A 17,299-nucleotide genomic window follows, 5' to 3' on the forward strand; every position below is an offset into this window, starting at 1 on the left:
TACCGCCGGGCAAATCGGTTGCTGGCCCGCCTTCCCGCGTCCTTGGCTAAAAGAATGCAGCCGGGCGGGCCAGATAACTTTAGCCTACCTGTTGTTCGTACTCCGATGCACTGAGCAGGGAATCCACTGCATCGGCTTCTGCCAGCTTTACTTCAAAAAGCCAACCGTCGCCGTAAGGATCAGAGTTGATCAGTGCCGGATCCTGGTCCAAAGAGTCATTCCGGTTAATGACTTCACCGCTAACGGGAGCATAGATATCACTGACGCTCTTGGTGGATTCAACCTCGCCAACAACTTCATTCCCGGTGATCTTGGTTCCGGGTTCCGGCATCTGGGCGTAGACAACGTCACCCAGGGCGTCCTGTGCGAAGTCGGTGATACCAATCCGCACCACGCCATCGGCGTCAGGAGCGGAAACCCACTCGTGCTCTGCAGTGTAGGAAAGATCGGCTGGAATATTGCTCATGGGTCGCCTTTCATCGGGACATTTACGGATCTCGACGGCGGCCCGGGCATCCGGCCACCGCTGAAAGTATAGGCACAATTCCCCTGTGCCTGATGAGGTCTCTGCCATGATTGACCCATGACTGAACAAGCACAAGTACCGGCTCGGAAAAAACGCAATTGGGGCGTCAAAATTATTCTGATCCTGGTGGCATTGCTTGTCGCTGTGGCAGCCTACTTTATCCTTGGGGCCATCCTGCCGCGTTGGTGGTCCGACGTCGTGGCGGGGCAGATCCGGCGGGACCTCGGCGCGAGCGTGCTGGTGGGCATGTTCTACGGCTTCGTCTTTACGTTCATTCCCCTCGCGGTGGCATGGCAGGCAACCCATAAGGCTGTCTCCTGGCCTTGGAAGATCGTCATCGTGCTGGCGGCCGTCGCCATCGCCACGCCCAACCTGCTTACGGCAGGCATAGTGTTCGGTTCCACCGAGTCCGCGCACGCCGGCCAGCGCACTTTGAGCGTGGATGCCGGATTCTTCACCACCTGGACCGCGATCTCGGCCGTAGCGGCTGCAGTGGTTTTTGTGGTGGTTACAGTTCTTTGGGCCCTGTGGCGCAGGCGGGGCAAGCAGATGAAGGTGTTGAAGCAGGCAGAGAGCGAACGAACCAGGGCTGCTAAGAGAGCAGAGCAGGAAGCCCGCGACAGTACGCCCAAGCCCTAAGCGGCCCCTGGGACGCTGAAGAGCCCGCGTGGAACGGTTGAACCGTTCCACGCGGGCTCTCACTTTCCCGGTCGGACGTAAGGAGAGTCAGGAGACGGCCGCCCCTTGGGGTTCGCGTTCGACGTCGGGCCTGGCCGTTGCTGCCGAAACTTCCTTGCGCTTGGCTGCTGCAGCGGCAGCCAGCATGACCAGCAACGCGGCCAAAGTAATCGCGGCCCCTGCCCAGATGGGCGAGGTGTAGCCCAAGCCGGCCGAAATGGTGACCCCTCCGAGCCAGGCGCCCAGAGCATTACCCAGATTGAAGGCGCCAATGTTGGCACCGGATGCCAGCGTGGGCGCGGAGGATGCATAGTGCATCACGCGCATCTGCAGACCCGGGACAGTAGCGAAACCGAAGCCGCCCATCAGTGCCAGTGAGAACAAAGTTGCGATGCTGCTGGCCGCGGTCAGGGCAAAGAAGCCCAGGACCAGCACCAAGCCGGCGAGGATCTTGACGAGCGATCCGTCCAGGTTTTTGTCGGCCGCCTTCCCGCCCAGGAAGTTGCCGACGAACAGTCCGCCGCCGAACAGCACCAGCAACCATGGGACGGCGCCCGGTTCAAACCCGGAGATTTCGGTAAGCGTGAAGGCAATGTAGGTGAAAGCACCGAACATGCCACCAAAACCCAAAATCGTCACCAGGATGGAAAGCCAAACCTGGCCGGATGTGAACGCACCCAGTTCGCTGCGGAGACCCTTGGCCGGCTGCGTACTCCCCTTCGGGACCATCAACGCGATGCCAAGCAGTGCCACCACGCCGATACCGGTGATGGCCCAGAACGTTGAACGCCAGCCCAGGTTCTGGCCGAGGAGAGTACCGAAAGGAACACCAAGGACGTTGGCAGCTGTAAGCCCAGTGAACATGATGGCAATGGCACCGGCCTTTTTGTGCGCAGGGACCAGGCTGGCTGCCACCACCGAACCGATTCCGAAGAACGCACCATGGCACAACGCCGCAATGATCCGGCCCACAAGCATGGCCATGTACGAGTCCGCGATTGCGGAGAGGAAGTTGCCGGCGATGAACAGAACAAGCAATCCGACAAGGACCGGCTTTCGCGGAAGCCTGGTAACGGCGGCGGTAACCAGGAGGGCGCCGACCGTGACGCTAAGTGCATAGCCGGAAATGAACCAGCCTGCCGAGGCTTCGCTCACCTGGAAATCTGCCGCTACTTCCGGCAAAAGGCCCATGATGACGAATTCGGTTAGTCCGATGCCAAATCCGCCAAGGGCAAGGGCTATCAACCCTGCGGGCATGTGGAACTCCTTAAGTGGGTGGCTCCTGAAAGCAAAGTGGATGTGCGCCTTCGGGAACCCGTAGAATAATAGTTGCAGACGCTGTATATATAGTTGCACACGCTAGATAATTGCGCAAGCAACTACTTTCGGCGACTGCGCAGATACGCAAACCAAGGCAGGAGCACAACAGGCATGGGCATCAAGGATGACGCCGTAGAAGTACGGGCACAGGGTTGGCGCACCCTCGCCGCCCTGCACGGAAGCATCGAGGCGGAACTCGAAAAAGCACTCCAGGCTTCCACCGAGCTGTCGGTAGTGGAATACACGGTTCTTGACGCCCTGAGCCGCCAGGACGGATGGCACATGCGCATGCAGCAGCTTGCCCGCGCCACGGCCCTTTCCAGCAGCGCCACGACGCGCCTGGTTAACCGCCTCGAGGACCGGGGGCTGCTAACGCGGATCCTCTGCGCCGATGACCGCCGCGGGATCTACACCGAACTCACGGTCGCCGGCCAAAAGCTGCTTGAGGCAGCAAAGCCCGTGCACGATGAGACCCTGGCGTCGGCATTGGAGGCCGCTGAGCAGGTTCCGGAACTCGAACCACTGGTTCGCGCGCTCGGAGCGCTGCAGAAGGCCTAAGCAGGCACAAGGTCCGTCCTTGTTCGCTGAACGCCCTACAACGTCCAGTTCAGCGAACAAGGCCTTGCCTTGCTGCCTACAGCCCTGACTTGCCTTGCTGCCTACAGCCCTGAACCGAGGCCACCAACTCGTTAACGACCAAAGGCCGGAACCCCGCGTTTCCGCGTGGTTCCGGCCTTTATGGTCGGGCTGACAGGATTTGAACCTGCGACCCCTTGACCCCCAGTCAAGTGCGCTACCAAGCTGCGCTACAGCCCGCTGGTTCCACCGTTCTCCGCCCAGGTTTTCCTCCGAAGAGTCCCACCTAAGCAGTCCGGCCGAACCACCTCCAAAAGCTTACACGAAGTTGGAGGGTGCCAACGCCATCACAGCCAAACTCGGCTGTGATGCCCGTCTCATTTAGCGTTTCTTGCCGCGCTTCTCGCGGACACGCATGTTGACCTCGATGGGCGTGCCTTCGAAGCCGAACGTTTCGCGCAAGCGACGCGTGATGAAACGGCGGTATCCGGGATCCAGGAAGCCGGTGGTGAACAGCACGAATTTCGGCGGGCGGCTGGAGGCCTGGGTGCCGAAGAGGATACGCGGTTGCTTGCCACCGCGAACCGGGTGGGGGTGTGCAGCAACCAGTTCACCCAGGAAGGCATTCAGGCGGCCAGTGGGGATACGGCGGTCCCAGCTTTCCAACGCGGTATCCAAGGCAGGAACCAGGCGGTCCTTATGCCAGCCGGTCTTCGCAGAAATGTTGACCCGCGGAGCCCACTCAACGTGGGCCAGGTCCTGCTCGATTTCACGCTCAAGGTAGCGGCGGCGTTCGTCGTCCAGCAGGTCCCACTTGTTGAACGCGAGTACCAAGGCCCGGCCGGATTCAATGGCCAACTGCAGGATACGGACGTCCTGTTCGCTGAGGACCTCGTCCACGGCGAGGAGCACGACGGCGACCTCAGCCTTTTCGAGCGCAGCCTGCGTACGCAGTGATGCGTAGAAATCTGCGCCCTGCGCCATGTGCTGGCGGCGGCGGATACCTGCGGTGTCCACGAAGCGCCAGGTCCGGCCGCCAAGTTCAATGAACTCGTCCACGGGGTCACGCGTAGTGCCCGCCAGTGGATCCACGACCACGCGCTCGGAGCCCGCCAGCTTGTTCAGCAGCGAGGACTTTCCGACGTTCGGACGGCCGATCAGGGCGATGCGGCGCGGTCCACCGGAACGCTCCACGCCCTCCACCAGGGAGAACTCGGGCAGGGTGTCCATGACGTGGTCCAGGAGGTCCGCTACGCCGCGGCCGTGAAGGGCGGACACAGGGTAGGGCTGGCCAAAACCGAGGCCCCACAATGCTGCGGAGTCAGCTTCCTGTGCGAAGTCATCCACCTTGTTGGCCACCATGATGACCGGCTTCTTGCTCTTGCGCAGCATCTTCATGACGCCTTCATCCGTGGCGGTCGCGCCTACGGCGGAGTCCACGACGAAGAGGACAGCGTCGGCAAGCTCAACAGCCATCTCGGCCTGCTCGGCAACGCGGGCGTGGATGCCCTTGGCGTCGTGTTCCCATCCGCCGGTGTCTACCAGCGTGAAGTTGCGGCCATTCCAACGCGCGGAGTACATCACGCGGTCGCGGGTAACACCCGGGGTGTCCTCGACAACAGCTTCGCGGCGGCCCAGGATGCGGTTGACCAAGGTGGACTTGCCCACGTTCGGACGGCCAATGATGGCAAGGACGGGATCCAGCTTGAGGGGACCTTCATCGCCTTCGTCGTCGTAGTCGCCGCTAAGCAGCGCGGCGTCGTCTTCGTCGAGGTCGTAATCATCCAGGCCCGCCCGGAGGGTGGCTGCACGGAGTTCGGCCTCTTCATCGTCCAGGGCAGCCAGGTTTTCAGCCACCTGGTCGGTGCCGGTGGGCGTGTATTCGTCGTCGCCGGCTCCGTGGAGGCCGGATTTTTGAGTCGTATCGCTCATTGCACGTTCCTTAATGGTGGTCTGCCGGCGTCCCGGCTACTTCTGTTTGGCGGTGCTGCGGTGCGGATGGTCCGGACGGAGGTTCCTGGGGAAGGCCCTGCCCTGTAGTCCTGACTGCATCCTGGACGTGTCCTGCCAGTGCATCGCGGATTGCCGCAGCCGCCCTGTCCATTGAAACACGCCCCGGTTCGCCCTTCCGGCGCTGCACCGTGAGGGGTTCGCCGAAGCTGACATACAGCCTGCGGCGGGGTTTGGGAATATGGTCGCGGTGCTCATCGCCCTTACGGGTTCCGAGGATCGCGACTGGTATGACGGTGGCCCCGGAGTTGATGGCCAGCCAGGCGACACCATTGCTGATGCTGTCAGCGGAGCCGCTCCCCCGGGTACCTTCGGGCAGGATCCCAACGCAACGGCCGGCGTCGAGCAGTTGCTTGCCCACGTGCAGTGCGCTGCGGTCACCGCTTCGGTCCACGGGAATCTGCCCTGATCCCCTGAGGACGCGCCCCAGGAACCCACGGAACATCTCTTTCTTGACGAGGATGTGCATGGGGCGCGGCGAGGCGCCGAACATCACGGGACCGTCCAGGAAGCTGATGTGGTTGCCTGCAAAAATCACCGGACCAGCAGCGGGTATGTTGCTCTTGCCCGCCACGACCGTCCGGTAGATGACATGATCCAGGACCCAGCCAACGGGTCGGCTCCAGATGCGTGTCCACTTGGCTGGGAGGCGGAGCGCAGGAGGCTGGTTAGTCGCCATAGATGACCTTGCTAACGATCGCCAGGGCAGTTTCCACTGTTTCCTCAAAGTCCAGGTCCGAGGAATCGAGGGTCACGACGCCGTCAGCCGCTTGGGTGAAGTTCACCACCGTGGAGTCCTTGGCATCACGCTGCGTCACCTGCGCGGCAAGCTGTTCCTTGCTTTGCGTCCCACCCAACTGAATTCCACGACGCCGGAGCCTGGCCTCTTCGCTTGCGGTCAGGAGCATGCGGACCTCGGCGTTGGGGGCAACCACCGTGGTGATGTCGCGTCCCTCCACCACCATCCGGTGATGGTGCTGGTCGATGAGCTGGCGCTGGCGGCGGATCAACTCCGTGCGAGCGCCCAGCGTAGTAGCAACGGCGCTCACGGAAGACGAAATCAAGGGATCGCGGATTTCATCGGTAATGTCCGTGCCGTCCACTGCCACGTACTCGGTGGCCGTGCTGGTGCTGATTTCCAGGGGCATGACCTTGGAAGCCTGCTCCACAGCAGCGCCGTCCTGGAGGTCGAGGCCGGTCTTCAGGCAGTACCACGTGAGTGCGCGGTACATCGCACCTGTATCCAGGTACGCCAGCTTCAAGCGCCGGGCTACTTCCTTGCTGACGCTGGACTTACCCGATCCCGAGGGGCCGTCAATCGCGATCACGAGCGGCTTGCCGGGGCGGGCAACTGTCTCCGGCCCAAAGAATTCACGCGTCATTACTGGAGTACCCGCCATCCACGGTCGGTCAAGGCTTCTACAAGGAGGTCGTGCTTGCTCGGCAGGACTGAAAGCTCCACCATGCCAACGTTCTGACCCGATGAATGATCAAGCCGGAGGTCTTCGACATTCACGCCGATCTCGCCAATTTCGGTCAGAAGCTGCGCGATCTGGCCCGGCCTGTCATCCACCAGGATAGTCAGCCAGGAATACGCCTGCGGAGGTCCGCCGTGCTTGCCCGGTATCCGGGCCTGTCCGGCGTTGCCTTCACTGATGAGCTGGGCGAGATCCAACCGCGCTCCGGGCGCAGCCGGCGCTTCCAAAGTCCCTATCAAGCGATTCAGGTCCTCACGAACGCCGTGCAGGATGGAAACAACCTTTTCCGCGTTGCCACCCAGTATCTGCACCCACAGGGTGGGATCACTGGCAGCGATGCGGGTGGTGTCCCGCAACCCGTTACCGGCCAAAGACAGCGCATGCAGGGGTGTTCCTTGCAAGCGGCTCGCCAGCAGCGAAGACATGATCTGCGGCAGATGCGAGACCAAGGCCACCGCTTCATCGTGCTCGTCGGCAGTGAACTGGGAGACGATTGCCCCCAGGTCCCCCGCCAGCGCACGTGCCGTTTGCAGTGCGTCGGTGTCGGTTTCCTCCGTTGGGCAAACCACCCATGGCATGGACGTGAAAAGTTCGCCCCTGGCTGCGACCGGCCCCGACTTTTCGCGGCCGGCCATCGGATGGGTCCCCACGTACCTCGCCAGGTCCACGCCGCGCTCCCGCAATTGGGATTGGATAGTGGCCTTAACGCTGGCAATATCAACGACGACGGCGGACGGGTAGTCCGCCAGGGCCTTCTCCACGACGTCGGCCGTCACGTCCGGCGGTGCAGCGACCACAACCAGCTGAGGCTGCCCGTCAAGCTCAGCCAAGGGCCGCCCAGCACCAATGTCTACAGCGACCGCCTGGTTGGTCGGCGACGGATCGAAAAGGAAAACCGGAACGCCGCGTCCGCGCAGGCCAAGGCCAATGCTGGCTCCAAGCAGGCCTGTACCAAGAACCACGACCGGGCCATCAAGATGGCCGCGGCCGTGCGTGCGGAATGCCGACATGCCCTAGAGCCCCACAGATGCCAGGAGGTGACCGACTTCCTGCCTGCCGAGGTTGCGGATGCTGCCCTGGCGCTGGTCTCCCAAGCCAATGGGACCGATCTTGACACGGACAAGACGCTCTACCGGGAAACCCACAGCATCGAACATGCGGCGCACAATACGGTTCTTGCCGGAGTGCAGGACAACCTCGATCAGGACGTGCCCGGGCGTGGAGTCAACCAGGCGGAACGAATCCACGGTTGCCAGGCCGTCTTCAAGCTCGACGCCGGACTTCAGCTGCGCGCCGACGCCCTGCGGGAACGGACCACGAACCTGAACCAGGTACGTCTTGGGCACCTCATAGGAAGGATGTGTCAAACGGTTGGCGAGTTCGCCGTCGTTGGTCAACAACAGCAGGCCTTCCGTGGCGACGTCCAAGCGCCCGACGTGGAAGAGCCGCTCACCCTTGGCGTTCTTCAGGAAGTCGCTGATGCATGGCCGGCCCTCGGGGTCTTCCATGGTGGAGACAACGCCCTTGGGCTTGTTGAAGACCATGTAGACGAGGGTTTCGTCGAGCTGGATGCGGATACCGTCAACGTGGATCACGGCGGTTTTGGGGTCGACCCGCATGCCGAGCTCTGTGGTGACCTGGCCATCGACCTCGACGCGGCCTTCGAGGATCATTTCCTCGCATACGCGGCGGGAGGCCACGCCGGCCTGCGCCATGACCTTCTGCAGGCGCACGCCGTCGACATCATGGAGGTCCGACTGCGGGACTTCCTGGCGCGGACCGCGGTTGCGGGCAGGCTTGCGGATGGGGCCCAGATTCTGGCCGAAGCGCTCGCTGCCGAAGGCCTTGGAGCCGTACTGCCTTGCGGGCTTGGCCTTGGGCTTCAACGCACCGGGTGTTCCGGGAGCCTTGCCGTAACCGGGCTTGTTGGAGCCGGGCTTGCGGAAAGGCTTTGCAGGCCTGGCGGCCTGGCCGCGATCGTAATCGCCCGCCGTCGTGGGGTTATCGGGATCGAAGGGGGCCGCTTCCCGTGGCTTTGAAGCCTTGAACGGGCGGCCTTCGCCTTGATTGAAGTTGCGCTTTCCAGCGCCGGCACTTCCGCCGCGGCCGGAGAAGCCGCCGGCGTTGGAGCGGCCCGTGCCGCCCCTTGCCTCATTGCGTCCAGAACTGTTGCGTCCCGAACTGTTACGTGGTGAACCCTGGCGTCCCGCCTGTGTCATGACCCGTCCTTGTGTAGTAATGGCCGGCATTCAGTGCTGCAATCAACACTAGCCAGCCGGGCAGACATCGTCTGCCCCTTGTTGCCGTGGCACCGTCCATGCGGTGCCGTGAATCAGTATGTAGTTCTCGTGCGGTGCCGGCTTACATCCGGCTGGCGTCGTAGTACTCGTCGATCCCTTCCAAACCCGGCAGGTGCGGCGAGAGCGGGGGCAATTCCGCCACCGAGCCGATGCCCATCCGTTCCAGGAAGTAGGAGGTTGTCCTGTACAGCACAGCCCCGGATTCGGGATCGTTCCCGGAGTCTTCGATCAGACCACGCTGGGTTAGAGTCCGGACCACAGAATCGACGTTGACGCCTCGAATTGCGGACACCCGGGCCCTGGAGACCGGCTGCCGGTAGGCAATGACCGCCAGAGTCTCAAGCGCTGCCTGAGTGAGCCTGGTGGTCTGCCCTTCGAGGACGAACCTGCCCACGATGTCCGCAAAATCAGACCGTGAATAGATCCGCCACCCACCGGCGACATTCCGCAATTCAAAACCCCGGGGGGCAGCGCTGGCAACGGCAAAGCCGACAGCATCCACGTCCGGGGCTTTAACAGTATAGCCGCTATACTCCCGCTGCAGGTCCTGCAGCAAATCCTCGACGACGGCGACCGTTACGTTCAATCCCGCGGCCAACTCCTCCGAGGTGGCTGGCTCGTCGATGACCATGAGCACAGCTTCCAACGCTGCCCGTGCCCCGCCAGGCAAAGTTTCAAGCTCGGCAAGGCCGGCTTCGGCCATGTCCTGCTCAGTCACTGGCTGTCCCTTCGCTCGATTCTTCGTACTCTTCGCTCAGGTTCGAACTGTCCCATTCGGCCACGTCCCCGGTCCACCTAACCGTCAGCTCCGCCAACGGACCTGCCTGTTCGAAGGCCACAACCTTGTCCCGGAACATCTCCAGCAAGGCCAGGAAACGGGCCACGACCACCAGGGTTGTCCCGGCGTCCGCTATCAATGTGCGGAAAGAGAGCGGGGCTCCGAGTTGCAGGCGGTATCCCATGATCTCGGCTTGCTCCTTGACGCTCACCGGCGGTGCGTGAAGGTGATCCAATCCCACCTCAGAGGGCACGGAGTCTTTCGGTTTGAGCGCCTTGGCGGCAAGCTCCGCAAATTGTTCGGGAGTGTGCCGCCACACGAGTTCCGGCAGCAGCGCCGCGAAATGGCCTTCCAACGCCACCTGGCGAGGGTATCTGCGGCCTTCCTGTTCCAGCGTCTCACTGATGAGACCTGCGACGTGCTTGAACGCCTTGTACTGCAGCAAGCGGGCGAACAGCAGATCCCGGGCTTCCAGGAGGGCGATATCTTCCTCATCCTCTACTTCGCCGGCGGGAAGGAGCCGGGCAGCTTTGAGATCCAGGAGCGTCGCGGCAATCACCAGGAATTCGCTGGCCTCGTCCAGCGCCCAATCCTCCCCCAGTTCCTGGAGGCGGCGGATGTACTTGATGAACTCATCGGTGACGGTGGCCAGCGCCACCTCCGTTATGTCCAGCTTGTGCTTGGAAATCAGGCCCAACAGGAGATCGAACGGCCCCGTAAAGTTGGCGAGCCGAACCTCAAAACCCGGCTTGCGGGCGTCAGAGGGGCCGGCGTCGGAGGTATCGGCGTCGGGCGTTTCTTCCGGAATGACCACCGCGGAGGGCGGGGCGAGTGACCGTCCCACGCCGTTGGCTACGGTGCGCCGCCGCGCGAGATAAGTTCCTTTGCGAGGCGGCGGTAGGCGTCTGCACCGATGTGGTTGCCGGCATAACTGGTAATAGGTTCAGCGGCCACGGTTGCGTCCGCGAATTTGATGGAACGCTTGATGACGGTCTCGAAAACCTTGTCCCCGAAGGCCTCCACGAGGCGCGAGATGACTTCGCGGCTGTGCAGGGTGCGGGCGTCGTACATGGTGGCCAGGACACCGTCCACCTGCAACCGCGGATTCAAACGGTCCTGCACTTTCTCGATGGTTTCCACGAGGAGTGCTACGGCGCGAAGTGCGAAGAACTCGCAGATCAACGGAATGATGACGCCGTGGGCGGCGGTCAGCGCGTTGACCGTGAGCAGGCCGAGCGATGGCTGGCAGTCGATCAGCACGACGTCGTAGTCATCTTCAACGCTCTTGAGCGCGCGGTCCAGGACTTGCTCGCGGGCGACTTCGTTGACCAGTTGAACTTCAGCCGCGGAGAGATCAATGTTTGCGGGCAGAAGGTCCACGCCTTCCACTCCGGTCTGCTGGATGGCATCCCGGATGTCCACTTTGCGGTCCATGAGGACGTTGTAGACAGTGAGGTCGAGTTCATGCGGATTGGCGCCGAGACCGGCAGAAAGGGCACCTTGTGGGTCAAAGTCCACCAGGAGCACGCGCCGGCCGTATTCCGCGAGCGCCGCCGCAAGGTTGATGGTGGACGTGGTTTTGCCCACGCCGCCCTTCTGGTTAACCATGGCAATGACCCTTGCAGGGCCGTGGGAGGCAAGCGGAGCCGGTTCCGGAAAGTCGCGGTGAGGACGGCCCGTAGGCCCCATGATGGCGTCTTCCAGATCGAGCTCGGTGTCTCCCAGCGTAGCTGTTCCCCGTTCGCTGCTCACGTATCTAACCACTCTTTCGACGACGATCTTCCCTGCCGCTGTTCCCCTGGGTACAGCGCTGCTACCCACCTAGGCTACAGCCCCCGACACGGCATTTCGGGGAACTTGACTTTCGCCGATCTTTGAGCCTTTACCCTCTAGTTGAGGTCGAAGGTTAGGAAGTTGGGCCATGATTCTTTGGCATCCGCGCGAACGGCAGAGGACCGACACCCCTGTACGGGTGCCGGTCCTCGTTGCTTCGTATCCCGCGAAGCTGATCCTGCTAGATGGTTGCCTTGTCGCGGGCTTCAGTTTCCGGAGCCGTCTCAGCCTCTGCGCCGTGGGCGATCATTGTCGTCTCGTCGAACGGTTCGCTGCCGGAGAGAACGCGCTCCACCTGGCCGTTGTCGATTTCCTTGACCCAGGTGCCGATCAAAACGGTGGCAACGGCGTTTCCGGTGAAGTTCGTCAGAGCACGGGCTTCTGACATGAAGCGGTCGATGCCAACGATCATGCCCACGCCGCCCAGGAGCTCGGGCTTGTGTGCCTGCAGGCCGGCGGCAAGGGTGGCAAGGCCGGCTCCGGTGACGCCGGCGGCGCCCTTGGAAGCGATGATCATGAACACCAGCAGCGAGATCTGGGCACCCAGGTCCAGCGGCGTCCCCATGGCGTTGGCCACGAACAAGGAGGCCATGGTGAGGTAGATGGCCGTGCCGTCAAGGTTGAAGGAGTAGCCGGTGGGTACCGTCACGCCGACAACCGGCTTGGAGACACCCAGGTGTTCCATCTTGGCGATGAGGCGGGGCAGGGCTGCCTCGGAGGAGGACGTGGAGAAGATGAGGAGGTATTCCCGGGCCAGGTACTTCATCAGCTTGAAGATGTTGACGCCTGCCACAGCACGAAGCAGGGAGCCAAGGATGACCACGATGAACACAGCGCAGGTGATGTAGAAGGCCAGCATCAGTGTGAACATGCTGAGGATTGCCTGGGCGCCAGTGGCACCCACGACGGCGGCGATCGCACCGAAAGCGCCCACAGGAGCCAGCCACATGATCATGATGAGGATCCGGAAGACAAGGCGCTGTCCGTGGCCGATTGCGGTGAGGATCGGGGTGCCCTGCTTACCCATCTTCTGGAGTGCGAAGCCCACCAGGATGGCTGCAAGAAGGGTGGGCAGGACGGGAATGTCGCCGGGGATGATGCCCAGCAGGAAGTCCACCGTGCTGTCCGTGGCCGCCTTCTTGTTGGGATCGTACGGAGTCAGCTTCAGGCCCTCACCCGGGTGGATGAGGTTGCCGACGACGAGGCCGATAGCCAATGCGAAGGTCGACATGGCCACGAAGTAGCCAAGTGCGAGTCCGCCGACCTTTCCGACGGTGGCAGCTTTGGCGATGGAGCCGATGCCAAGGACGATGGTGCAGAAGATGACCGGAGCGATCATCATCTTGATGAGCTTGATGAAGCCGTCCCCGAGCGGCTTCAGGGATTTTCCAACCTCAGGGAACAGCAGGCCGACCACGGCACCAAGCACTACGGCCAGGATGACCGCGATGTACAGGTAATGCGACTTGTCGAGCCCCCTGCGTCCACCGGTGGCGGCTACTGCCGACTCTCCTCGTTGAGAGGTCATGGGATTCTCCTTCTGGATACTGTGTAAGGCGCTGCGGTCCTGCACTTGTGTCCAATCCGCTGCCCTTGTGTGATATCCATCATTCAGCTGCGGGTGACACACATCACCCTTGCGGTCATATTGGTCATGGGAGGCCTATTTGTTTCATCGCTGGAGCATCGCCCGCCGCTTGTTTGTGGCAAACCTGCTGTTCGTGCTGGTGCTGACAGCTGTCTTCGGCGCGTTCTCGGTGCTGGAGGCCCGGGACAGGGCATACGAGGATGCGGGCAGCCGGATGCTTGCGATCGCAACGTCCATTGCCAACAACCCCTTGGTGTTGCAGGCGGCGGCAACCTCTGATCCGGCGGCCATACTGCAGCCCTATGCGCTGGAGGTCATGAAGGACGCGGACGCGGATTTCATCACCATCATGGCTCCCGACAGGACCCGATGGACCCATCCCCGTCCCGAAGAGCTGGGCAAGCCCTATATCGGCACGATCGAACCTGCCCTGCGGGGTGAGACTTTCACCGAAGTCACTGCTGGTACGTTGGGGCCCTCGGTCCGGACCATCGCGCCGGTGAAGGACTCCGGTGGAACCGTCAAAGCTTTGGTGGCGGCAGGCATCACCGTAAGGACCGTGGATACCGATGTGGCCGAAAGGCTGGGAGTGATTGGCGGCATCGCGCTGGTGGTGTTGTTCTTTGGCTCCATAGCTTCGTGGCTGCTCGGACGTTACCTGCGGTCCGTGACGCGCGGATGGGGTCCGGAACAGCTCGCGCAGCTCTTCGCCTACTACGAATCAGTCCTTCACTCCGTTCGTGAAGGCGTGATCCTGATCGATACCCGGGGAAAAGCAGTGATGTACAACGATCAAGCCGCGGAGTTGCTGGGACTGGAACCTTCCGAGGCCGATCGCTCCCCCGATGACGCTCCCAAGCTGTCCGACCTCCCCTTTGACGGGAGCCTGCGAGCGCTTTTCGAATCCGGCAGGCCAGCCCACGACGAAATCCATTTGACTGGTTCACGGATCCTGGTGGTAAACCAAGCTCCGGCCGTGGGCCCGGTTCCTGCCCGCAGCCGGCAAAAGCCGTCGGTCTACGGCACCGTGGCCACTATTCGCGACCGCACTGAGATTGAGTCCTTGGGAACCGAGCTGGAAACCATGAAGACTCTCTCGGATGCATTGCGGGCCCAGACCCATGAACATGCCAATCGCCTGCATATGATCGTTTCCCTTCTTGAGTTGGGCCGCACGCCCCAGGCGCTCGAGTTCGCCACCAAGGACCTGGAGCTCAGCCAGCAGCTCACGGACGACATGCTTGCTTCGGTGGATGAACCGGTGATGAGTGCTTTGGTGATGGGCAAGGCCGCCGAGGCCCATGAGCGCGGGGTCGAACTGGTGGTTCGGACATCAGGGAGTTCGGGTGTCCGGGGTCTGGAAATCCAGGACCTCGTGACGATCCTGGGAAACCTCCTGGACAATGCCATTGATGCGGCGGCGTCCGGTGGGATGCCCCGAAAGGTGGAACTGGACGTCGAAGCCAGTGCGGCCGGTGTTGGATTTACCGTTAGGGATTCCGGGGCCGGTATCGATCCCGGTTCGATCGATGACGTGTTGCAGTACGGGTACAGCACCAAGTCCACGCAGGAGGGTCCGCGGGGAGCCCATGGCCGGGGTGTCGGCCTTGCCCTGGTCCGGCAGGCGGTCCAGCGGCTGAACGGTACTATGACGATCAGCAATCCAGGCGGCGCCCAGTTCCATGTTGTGCTGCCCGCGCCCATCCCCGAGGAAGAGAAGGCATGACAGACATCCGCGTCCTGGTGGTCGAGGACGAGCCCATCGCCTCGGACGCCCACTCCATTTACGTGGGCAGGCTCCAAGGGTTCACGCTGGTGGGAACGGCTCCGGATGGTCAGTCAGCACTGCGCATCCTTGGCGAGTTCGCTGGGTCCGGCTCGCCCGTGGACCTGGTCCTCCTTGATATGAACCTGCCGGACCTCCATGGGCTGGATGTTGCCCGGCGCATGCGCTCCGCGGGAGTCTTCGCCGACATTATTGCCATCACAGCCGTGCGTGAACTGAACATCGTGCGCAGCGCCGTTTCCATCGGCGTCGTGCAGTATCTGATCAAGCCCTTCACCTACGCAACCTTTGCCGACAAGCTGAACAGCTACCGCACTTTCCGTGATCAACTGGCGGGCTCGGAGTCCGGCATCTCCAAGGCCGGAGCTTCCCAGAGCGATGTTGACCAGGCCTTCGCGAGTCTTCGGGCACCAACGGAGCTACCGCTGCCGAAGGGTTTGTCCGGTTCCACCCTGGAGTCGGTCAAGGATTTCGTCCGCGCCCGGAAACAAGCCGTGTCCGCCAGTGAAGTCATGGATGCGTTGGGAATGTCGCGGGTAACGGCCCGCCGGTACCTGGAGTACCTGGCCGACGCCGGGACGGTCACCAGGGCGCCGCGATACGGAACACCGGGCCGTCCGGAGAACGAGTACGGCTGGAACCGGGGCTAGCCTTCTGCCGAAGGAACAGCTCCCGCAGTATGCTGGAGCCGAACCCGTGGAGAGCCCATGTCCCAGCAGCTGCAGCAACTTTCCGAGGCCCGCGAAGCCTTTGCCCGTGGGGAATGGGACGTGGCGCGCCGAAGCCTGGAACGTGCAGCCGTGGACGCTCCCCTCAGCTCCGCGGACCTTGAGATCCTGTCCCGTTCCGTCTGGTGGCTGGGAGACGTTCAACGCTCCATGTCCCTCGCAGAGGAGATCTTCCATCGCCTGGATGACGACCACCAGAGGCAGGCCGCGGCCCGGACGGCACTGACGCTGTCCATGCAGTGGGGCATCCGCGGCAACCTCGCCGTTTCTTCGGCGTGGCTCAATAGGGCGCGCCGGCTGCTGGAGAATATGCCCGAGGTGCCCGAACACGGCTACCTGCTCTACCTTGAGGCCAATGACGCCATGAACCTTGAAGGCGACCCGGTTCCGGCCCTCGCCGCCTCAGTTTCGCTCAAGGAGATGACGCGGAGGCACGAATCACCCGAACTGGCCAGCTTTGCGTACATGTTGTCCGGCTTGGCGGCGGTTCGGACAGGACAGTCCGCACGAGGATTCCAGGACCTGGATGAGGCCATGCTGCCCGTAATGGCGGGGCAGGTTCCGGCAGAGTGGGGCGGAGATATTTACTGCTCCATCATCCACCTCTGCTATGAGATGGCTGATTTCGCCCGGATGCGCGCTTGGACTGACGCGCTGGCCACGTGGTGCGCCGGACTTTCCCGGTCCTTCATGTACAGCGGGATATCGCGCGTTCACGAACTTCAATTGCTCGGCACTGAGGGCAATTGGGGACAGGTTGAGGCTGAGATGCCCCACGAAGCCGAGCGCCTTAGGAATGCCCACGGCTGGATCGCCGCGGACGGCTACTGTGAGCTGGGTGAGATCCGTCGGCGCCGGGGCGATGTTGCCGGGGCTGGGTCCGCGTTTGAGTTGGCCCGCGGGCTTGGCGTGGATGCGCAACCAGGACGTGCCCTGCTACTTGCCGATGCGGGAAAGACAGAGTCCGCCATAGAGGCCCTTCAGGCTGCCTTGGCGGACCGCGGCACCCTGGGGAGGGCCAGCCTTCTCTTGCCCCTGGTGGAACTGCTGGCTGCCCGGGATCCCGGTGCGGCGGCCACCCATTGCATGGAACTTGAACAGACCGCCGCTTTTTACAGGACCCCCGGCTTCCTGGCCTGGGCCCACCATGCGCGTGGCGCCGTGCTGATGGCGGAGCAGAGTTGGACTGAGGCGATCAATGAGCTTGAATCCGCAGCACAGGCCTACCGCTCCCAACACATGCGCTACGAACTGGCACGGATCCACGAACGCCTGGCAACTGTCCGGGCTGCCCTGGGTGAAACCGGACGTGCTGAGGCCGAGCGTGCCACTGCGGCCGCCATCCGGAACCAGCTCGGCGCCAAGAACATTTCCTGGACGCGTCCCGCCCAGGAACCTGGCGGCTTAACCTCCCGGGAAGTGGAAGTACTGGGATGCGTCCTGGCTGGTTCCAGTAATCGTCAAATTGCCAGGTCGTTGACTATCTCAGAGAAAACAGCCGGACGTCATTTGGCGAACATCTTTACCAAGATCGGGGTCACTTCCCGGACGGCCGCCGCTGCTTGGGCCCATCAGCACGGCATCCCGGAGCGGCCCGGATCGTAGTTGCCGATCCAGGGGCCCTGCATGGTTCGCCCCACGACTACAGAAAAAATGCAGAAAATGCCCGAAGAGGCTCGTTGGGGTCTGAACTTACCG

General features: G+C 62.5%; 16 protein-coding genes and 1 tRNA gene. 5 read left to right on the plus strand and 12 right to left on the minus strand.

From position 1 onward, the window contains the following. Nucleotides 1-79 precede the first annotated feature (79 nt). Nucleotides 80-466 carry a glycine cleavage system protein GcvH gene (gene gcvH / locus AC6I97_RS15995; protein ID WP_216922914.1) on the minus strand — a complete coding sequence of 129 codons (387 nt, stop codon included), beginning with the start codon at nucleotides 464-466 and terminating at the stop codon, nucleotides 80-82. A 117-nt stretch (nucleotides 467-583) separates the two neighbouring features. Here gcvH and AC6I97_RS16000 point away from each other — a divergent pair, with 117 nt between their 5' ends. Continuing rightward, the gene (locus AC6I97_RS16000) at nucleotides 584-1,165 is read left to right on the plus strand and encodes a hypothetical protein (protein ID WP_497945401.1); all 582 of its coding nucleotides are present in this window, start codon (nucleotides 584-586) and stop codon (nucleotides 1,163-1,165) included. A gap of 87 nt (nucleotides 1,166-1,252) precedes the next feature. Here the strand turns inward: AC6I97_RS16000 and AC6I97_RS16005 are convergent, their stop codons facing one another. Continuing rightward, on the minus strand, nucleotides 1,253-2,461 hold the full coding sequence (locus AC6I97_RS16005) for an MFS transporter (RefSeq protein ID WP_497945402.1): 1,209 nt from the start codon (nucleotides 2,459-2,461) through the stop codon (nucleotides 1,253-1,255). Between the two features lie 174 nt (nucleotides 2,462-2,635). Between AC6I97_RS16005 and AC6I97_RS16010 the strand changes: the two genes are divergently transcribed. Next, the gene (locus tag AC6I97_RS16010) at nucleotides 2,636-3,082 is read left to right on the plus strand and encodes a MarR family winged helix-turn-helix transcriptional regulator (protein ID WP_216922909.1); all 447 of its coding nucleotides are present in this window, start codon (nucleotides 2,636-2,638) and stop codon (nucleotides 3,080-3,082) included. A gap of 181 nt (nucleotides 3,083-3,263) precedes the next feature. Here the strand turns inward: AC6I97_RS16010 and AC6I97_RS16015 are convergent. The 10 genes from AC6I97_RS16015 to AC6I97_RS16060 form a co-directional block, all read right to left on the minus strand. Beyond that, nucleotides 3,264-3,340: transfer RNA gene (locus AC6I97_RS16015), tRNA-Pro, on the minus strand. Between the two features lie 141 nt (nucleotides 3,341-3,481). Further along, nucleotides 3,482-5,032 (minus strand): ribosome biogenesis GTPase Der, encoded by a 1,551-nt coding sequence (der, locus tag AC6I97_RS16020; RefSeq protein ID WP_216922908.1) that lies wholly within the window; start codon nucleotides 5,030-5,032, stop codon nucleotides 3,482-3,484. Nucleotides 5,033-5,042: 10 nt separating this feature from the next. After that, nucleotides 5,043-5,789, minus strand: coding sequence for a lysophospholipid acyltransferase family protein (locus AC6I97_RS16025; protein WP_497945403.1), 747 nt, complete (start codon nucleotides 5,787-5,789; stop codon nucleotides 5,043-5,045). Continuing rightward, nucleotides 5,779-6,492 (minus strand): (d)CMP kinase, encoded by a 714-nt coding sequence (cmk, locus tag AC6I97_RS16030; protein WP_216922906.1) that lies wholly within the window; start codon nucleotides 6,490-6,492, stop codon nucleotides 5,779-5,781. Before cmk ends, AC6I97_RS16025 begins: the two co-directional genes overlap by 11 nt. Further along, nucleotides 6,492-7,598, minus strand: a complete 1,107-nt coding sequence (locus tag AC6I97_RS16035; RefSeq protein WP_224089501.1) for a prephenate dehydrogenase — start codon at nucleotides 7,596-7,598, stop codon at nucleotides 6,492-6,494. The genes cmk and AC6I97_RS16035 overlap by 1 nt, the downstream gene beginning before the upstream one ends. Before the next feature lie 3 nt (nucleotides 7,599-7,601). Beyond that, nucleotides 7,602-8,807 (minus strand): pseudouridine synthase, encoded by a 1,206-nt coding sequence (locus AC6I97_RS16040; protein WP_224089499.1) that lies wholly within the window; start codon nucleotides 8,805-8,807, stop codon nucleotides 7,602-7,604. A gap of 142 nt (nucleotides 8,808-8,949) precedes the next feature. Next, entirely contained in the window at nucleotides 8,950-9,591 is a 642-nt protein-coding gene (scpB, locus tag AC6I97_RS16045; protein ID WP_497947136.1) for an SMC-Scp complex subunit ScpB, read from the minus strand. 7 nt (nucleotides 9,592-9,598) lie between these two features. Then, a complete protein-coding gene (locus AC6I97_RS16050) occupies nucleotides 9,599-10,510 on the minus strand; it encodes a segregation and condensation protein A (RefSeq protein WP_497945404.1) in 912 nt (303 codons plus the stop codon). 8 nt (nucleotides 10,511-10,518) lie between these two features. Continuing rightward, nucleotides 10,519-11,418 carry a ParA family protein gene (locus AC6I97_RS16055; RefSeq protein WP_224089498.1) on the minus strand — a complete coding sequence of 300 codons (900 nt, stop codon included), beginning with the start codon at nucleotides 11,416-11,418 and terminating at the stop codon, nucleotides 10,519-10,521. 262 nt (nucleotides 11,419-11,680) lie between these two features. Beyond that, entirely contained in the window at nucleotides 11,681-13,027 is a 1,347-nt protein-coding gene (locus AC6I97_RS16060) for a cation:dicarboxylate symporter family transporter (RefSeq protein ID WP_224167043.1), read from the minus strand. Between the two features lie 139 nt (nucleotides 13,028-13,166). Between AC6I97_RS16060 and AC6I97_RS16065 the strand changes: the two genes are divergently transcribed. Genes AC6I97_RS16065 through AC6I97_RS16075 form a run of 3 tightly spaced genes read left to right on the plus strand, consistent with a single transcriptional unit; the run spans nucleotide 13,167 to nucleotide 17,206 of the window. After that, entirely contained in the window at nucleotides 13,167-14,813 is a 1,647-nt protein-coding gene (locus AC6I97_RS16065; protein ID WP_497945405.1) for a sensor histidine kinase, read from the plus strand. Then, complete coding sequence (locus AC6I97_RS16070; RefSeq protein ID WP_224167041.1) at nucleotides 14,810-15,523, plus strand: response regulator; 714 nt, start codon at nucleotides 14,810-14,812, stop codon at nucleotides 15,521-15,523. Before AC6I97_RS16065 ends, AC6I97_RS16070 begins: the two co-directional genes overlap by 4 nt. A gap of 57 nt (nucleotides 15,524-15,580) precedes the next feature. After that, the gene (locus AC6I97_RS16075; RefSeq protein WP_497945406.1) at nucleotides 15,581-17,206 is read left to right on the plus strand and encodes a LuxR C-terminal-related transcriptional regulator; all 1,626 of its coding nucleotides are present in this window, start codon (nucleotides 15,581-15,583) and stop codon (nucleotides 17,204-17,206) included. The last annotated feature ends 93 nt before the right edge of the window (nucleotides 17,207-17,299 follow it).

This window comes from Arthrobacter sp. TmtSoilC48 (genome assembly GCF_059739425.1).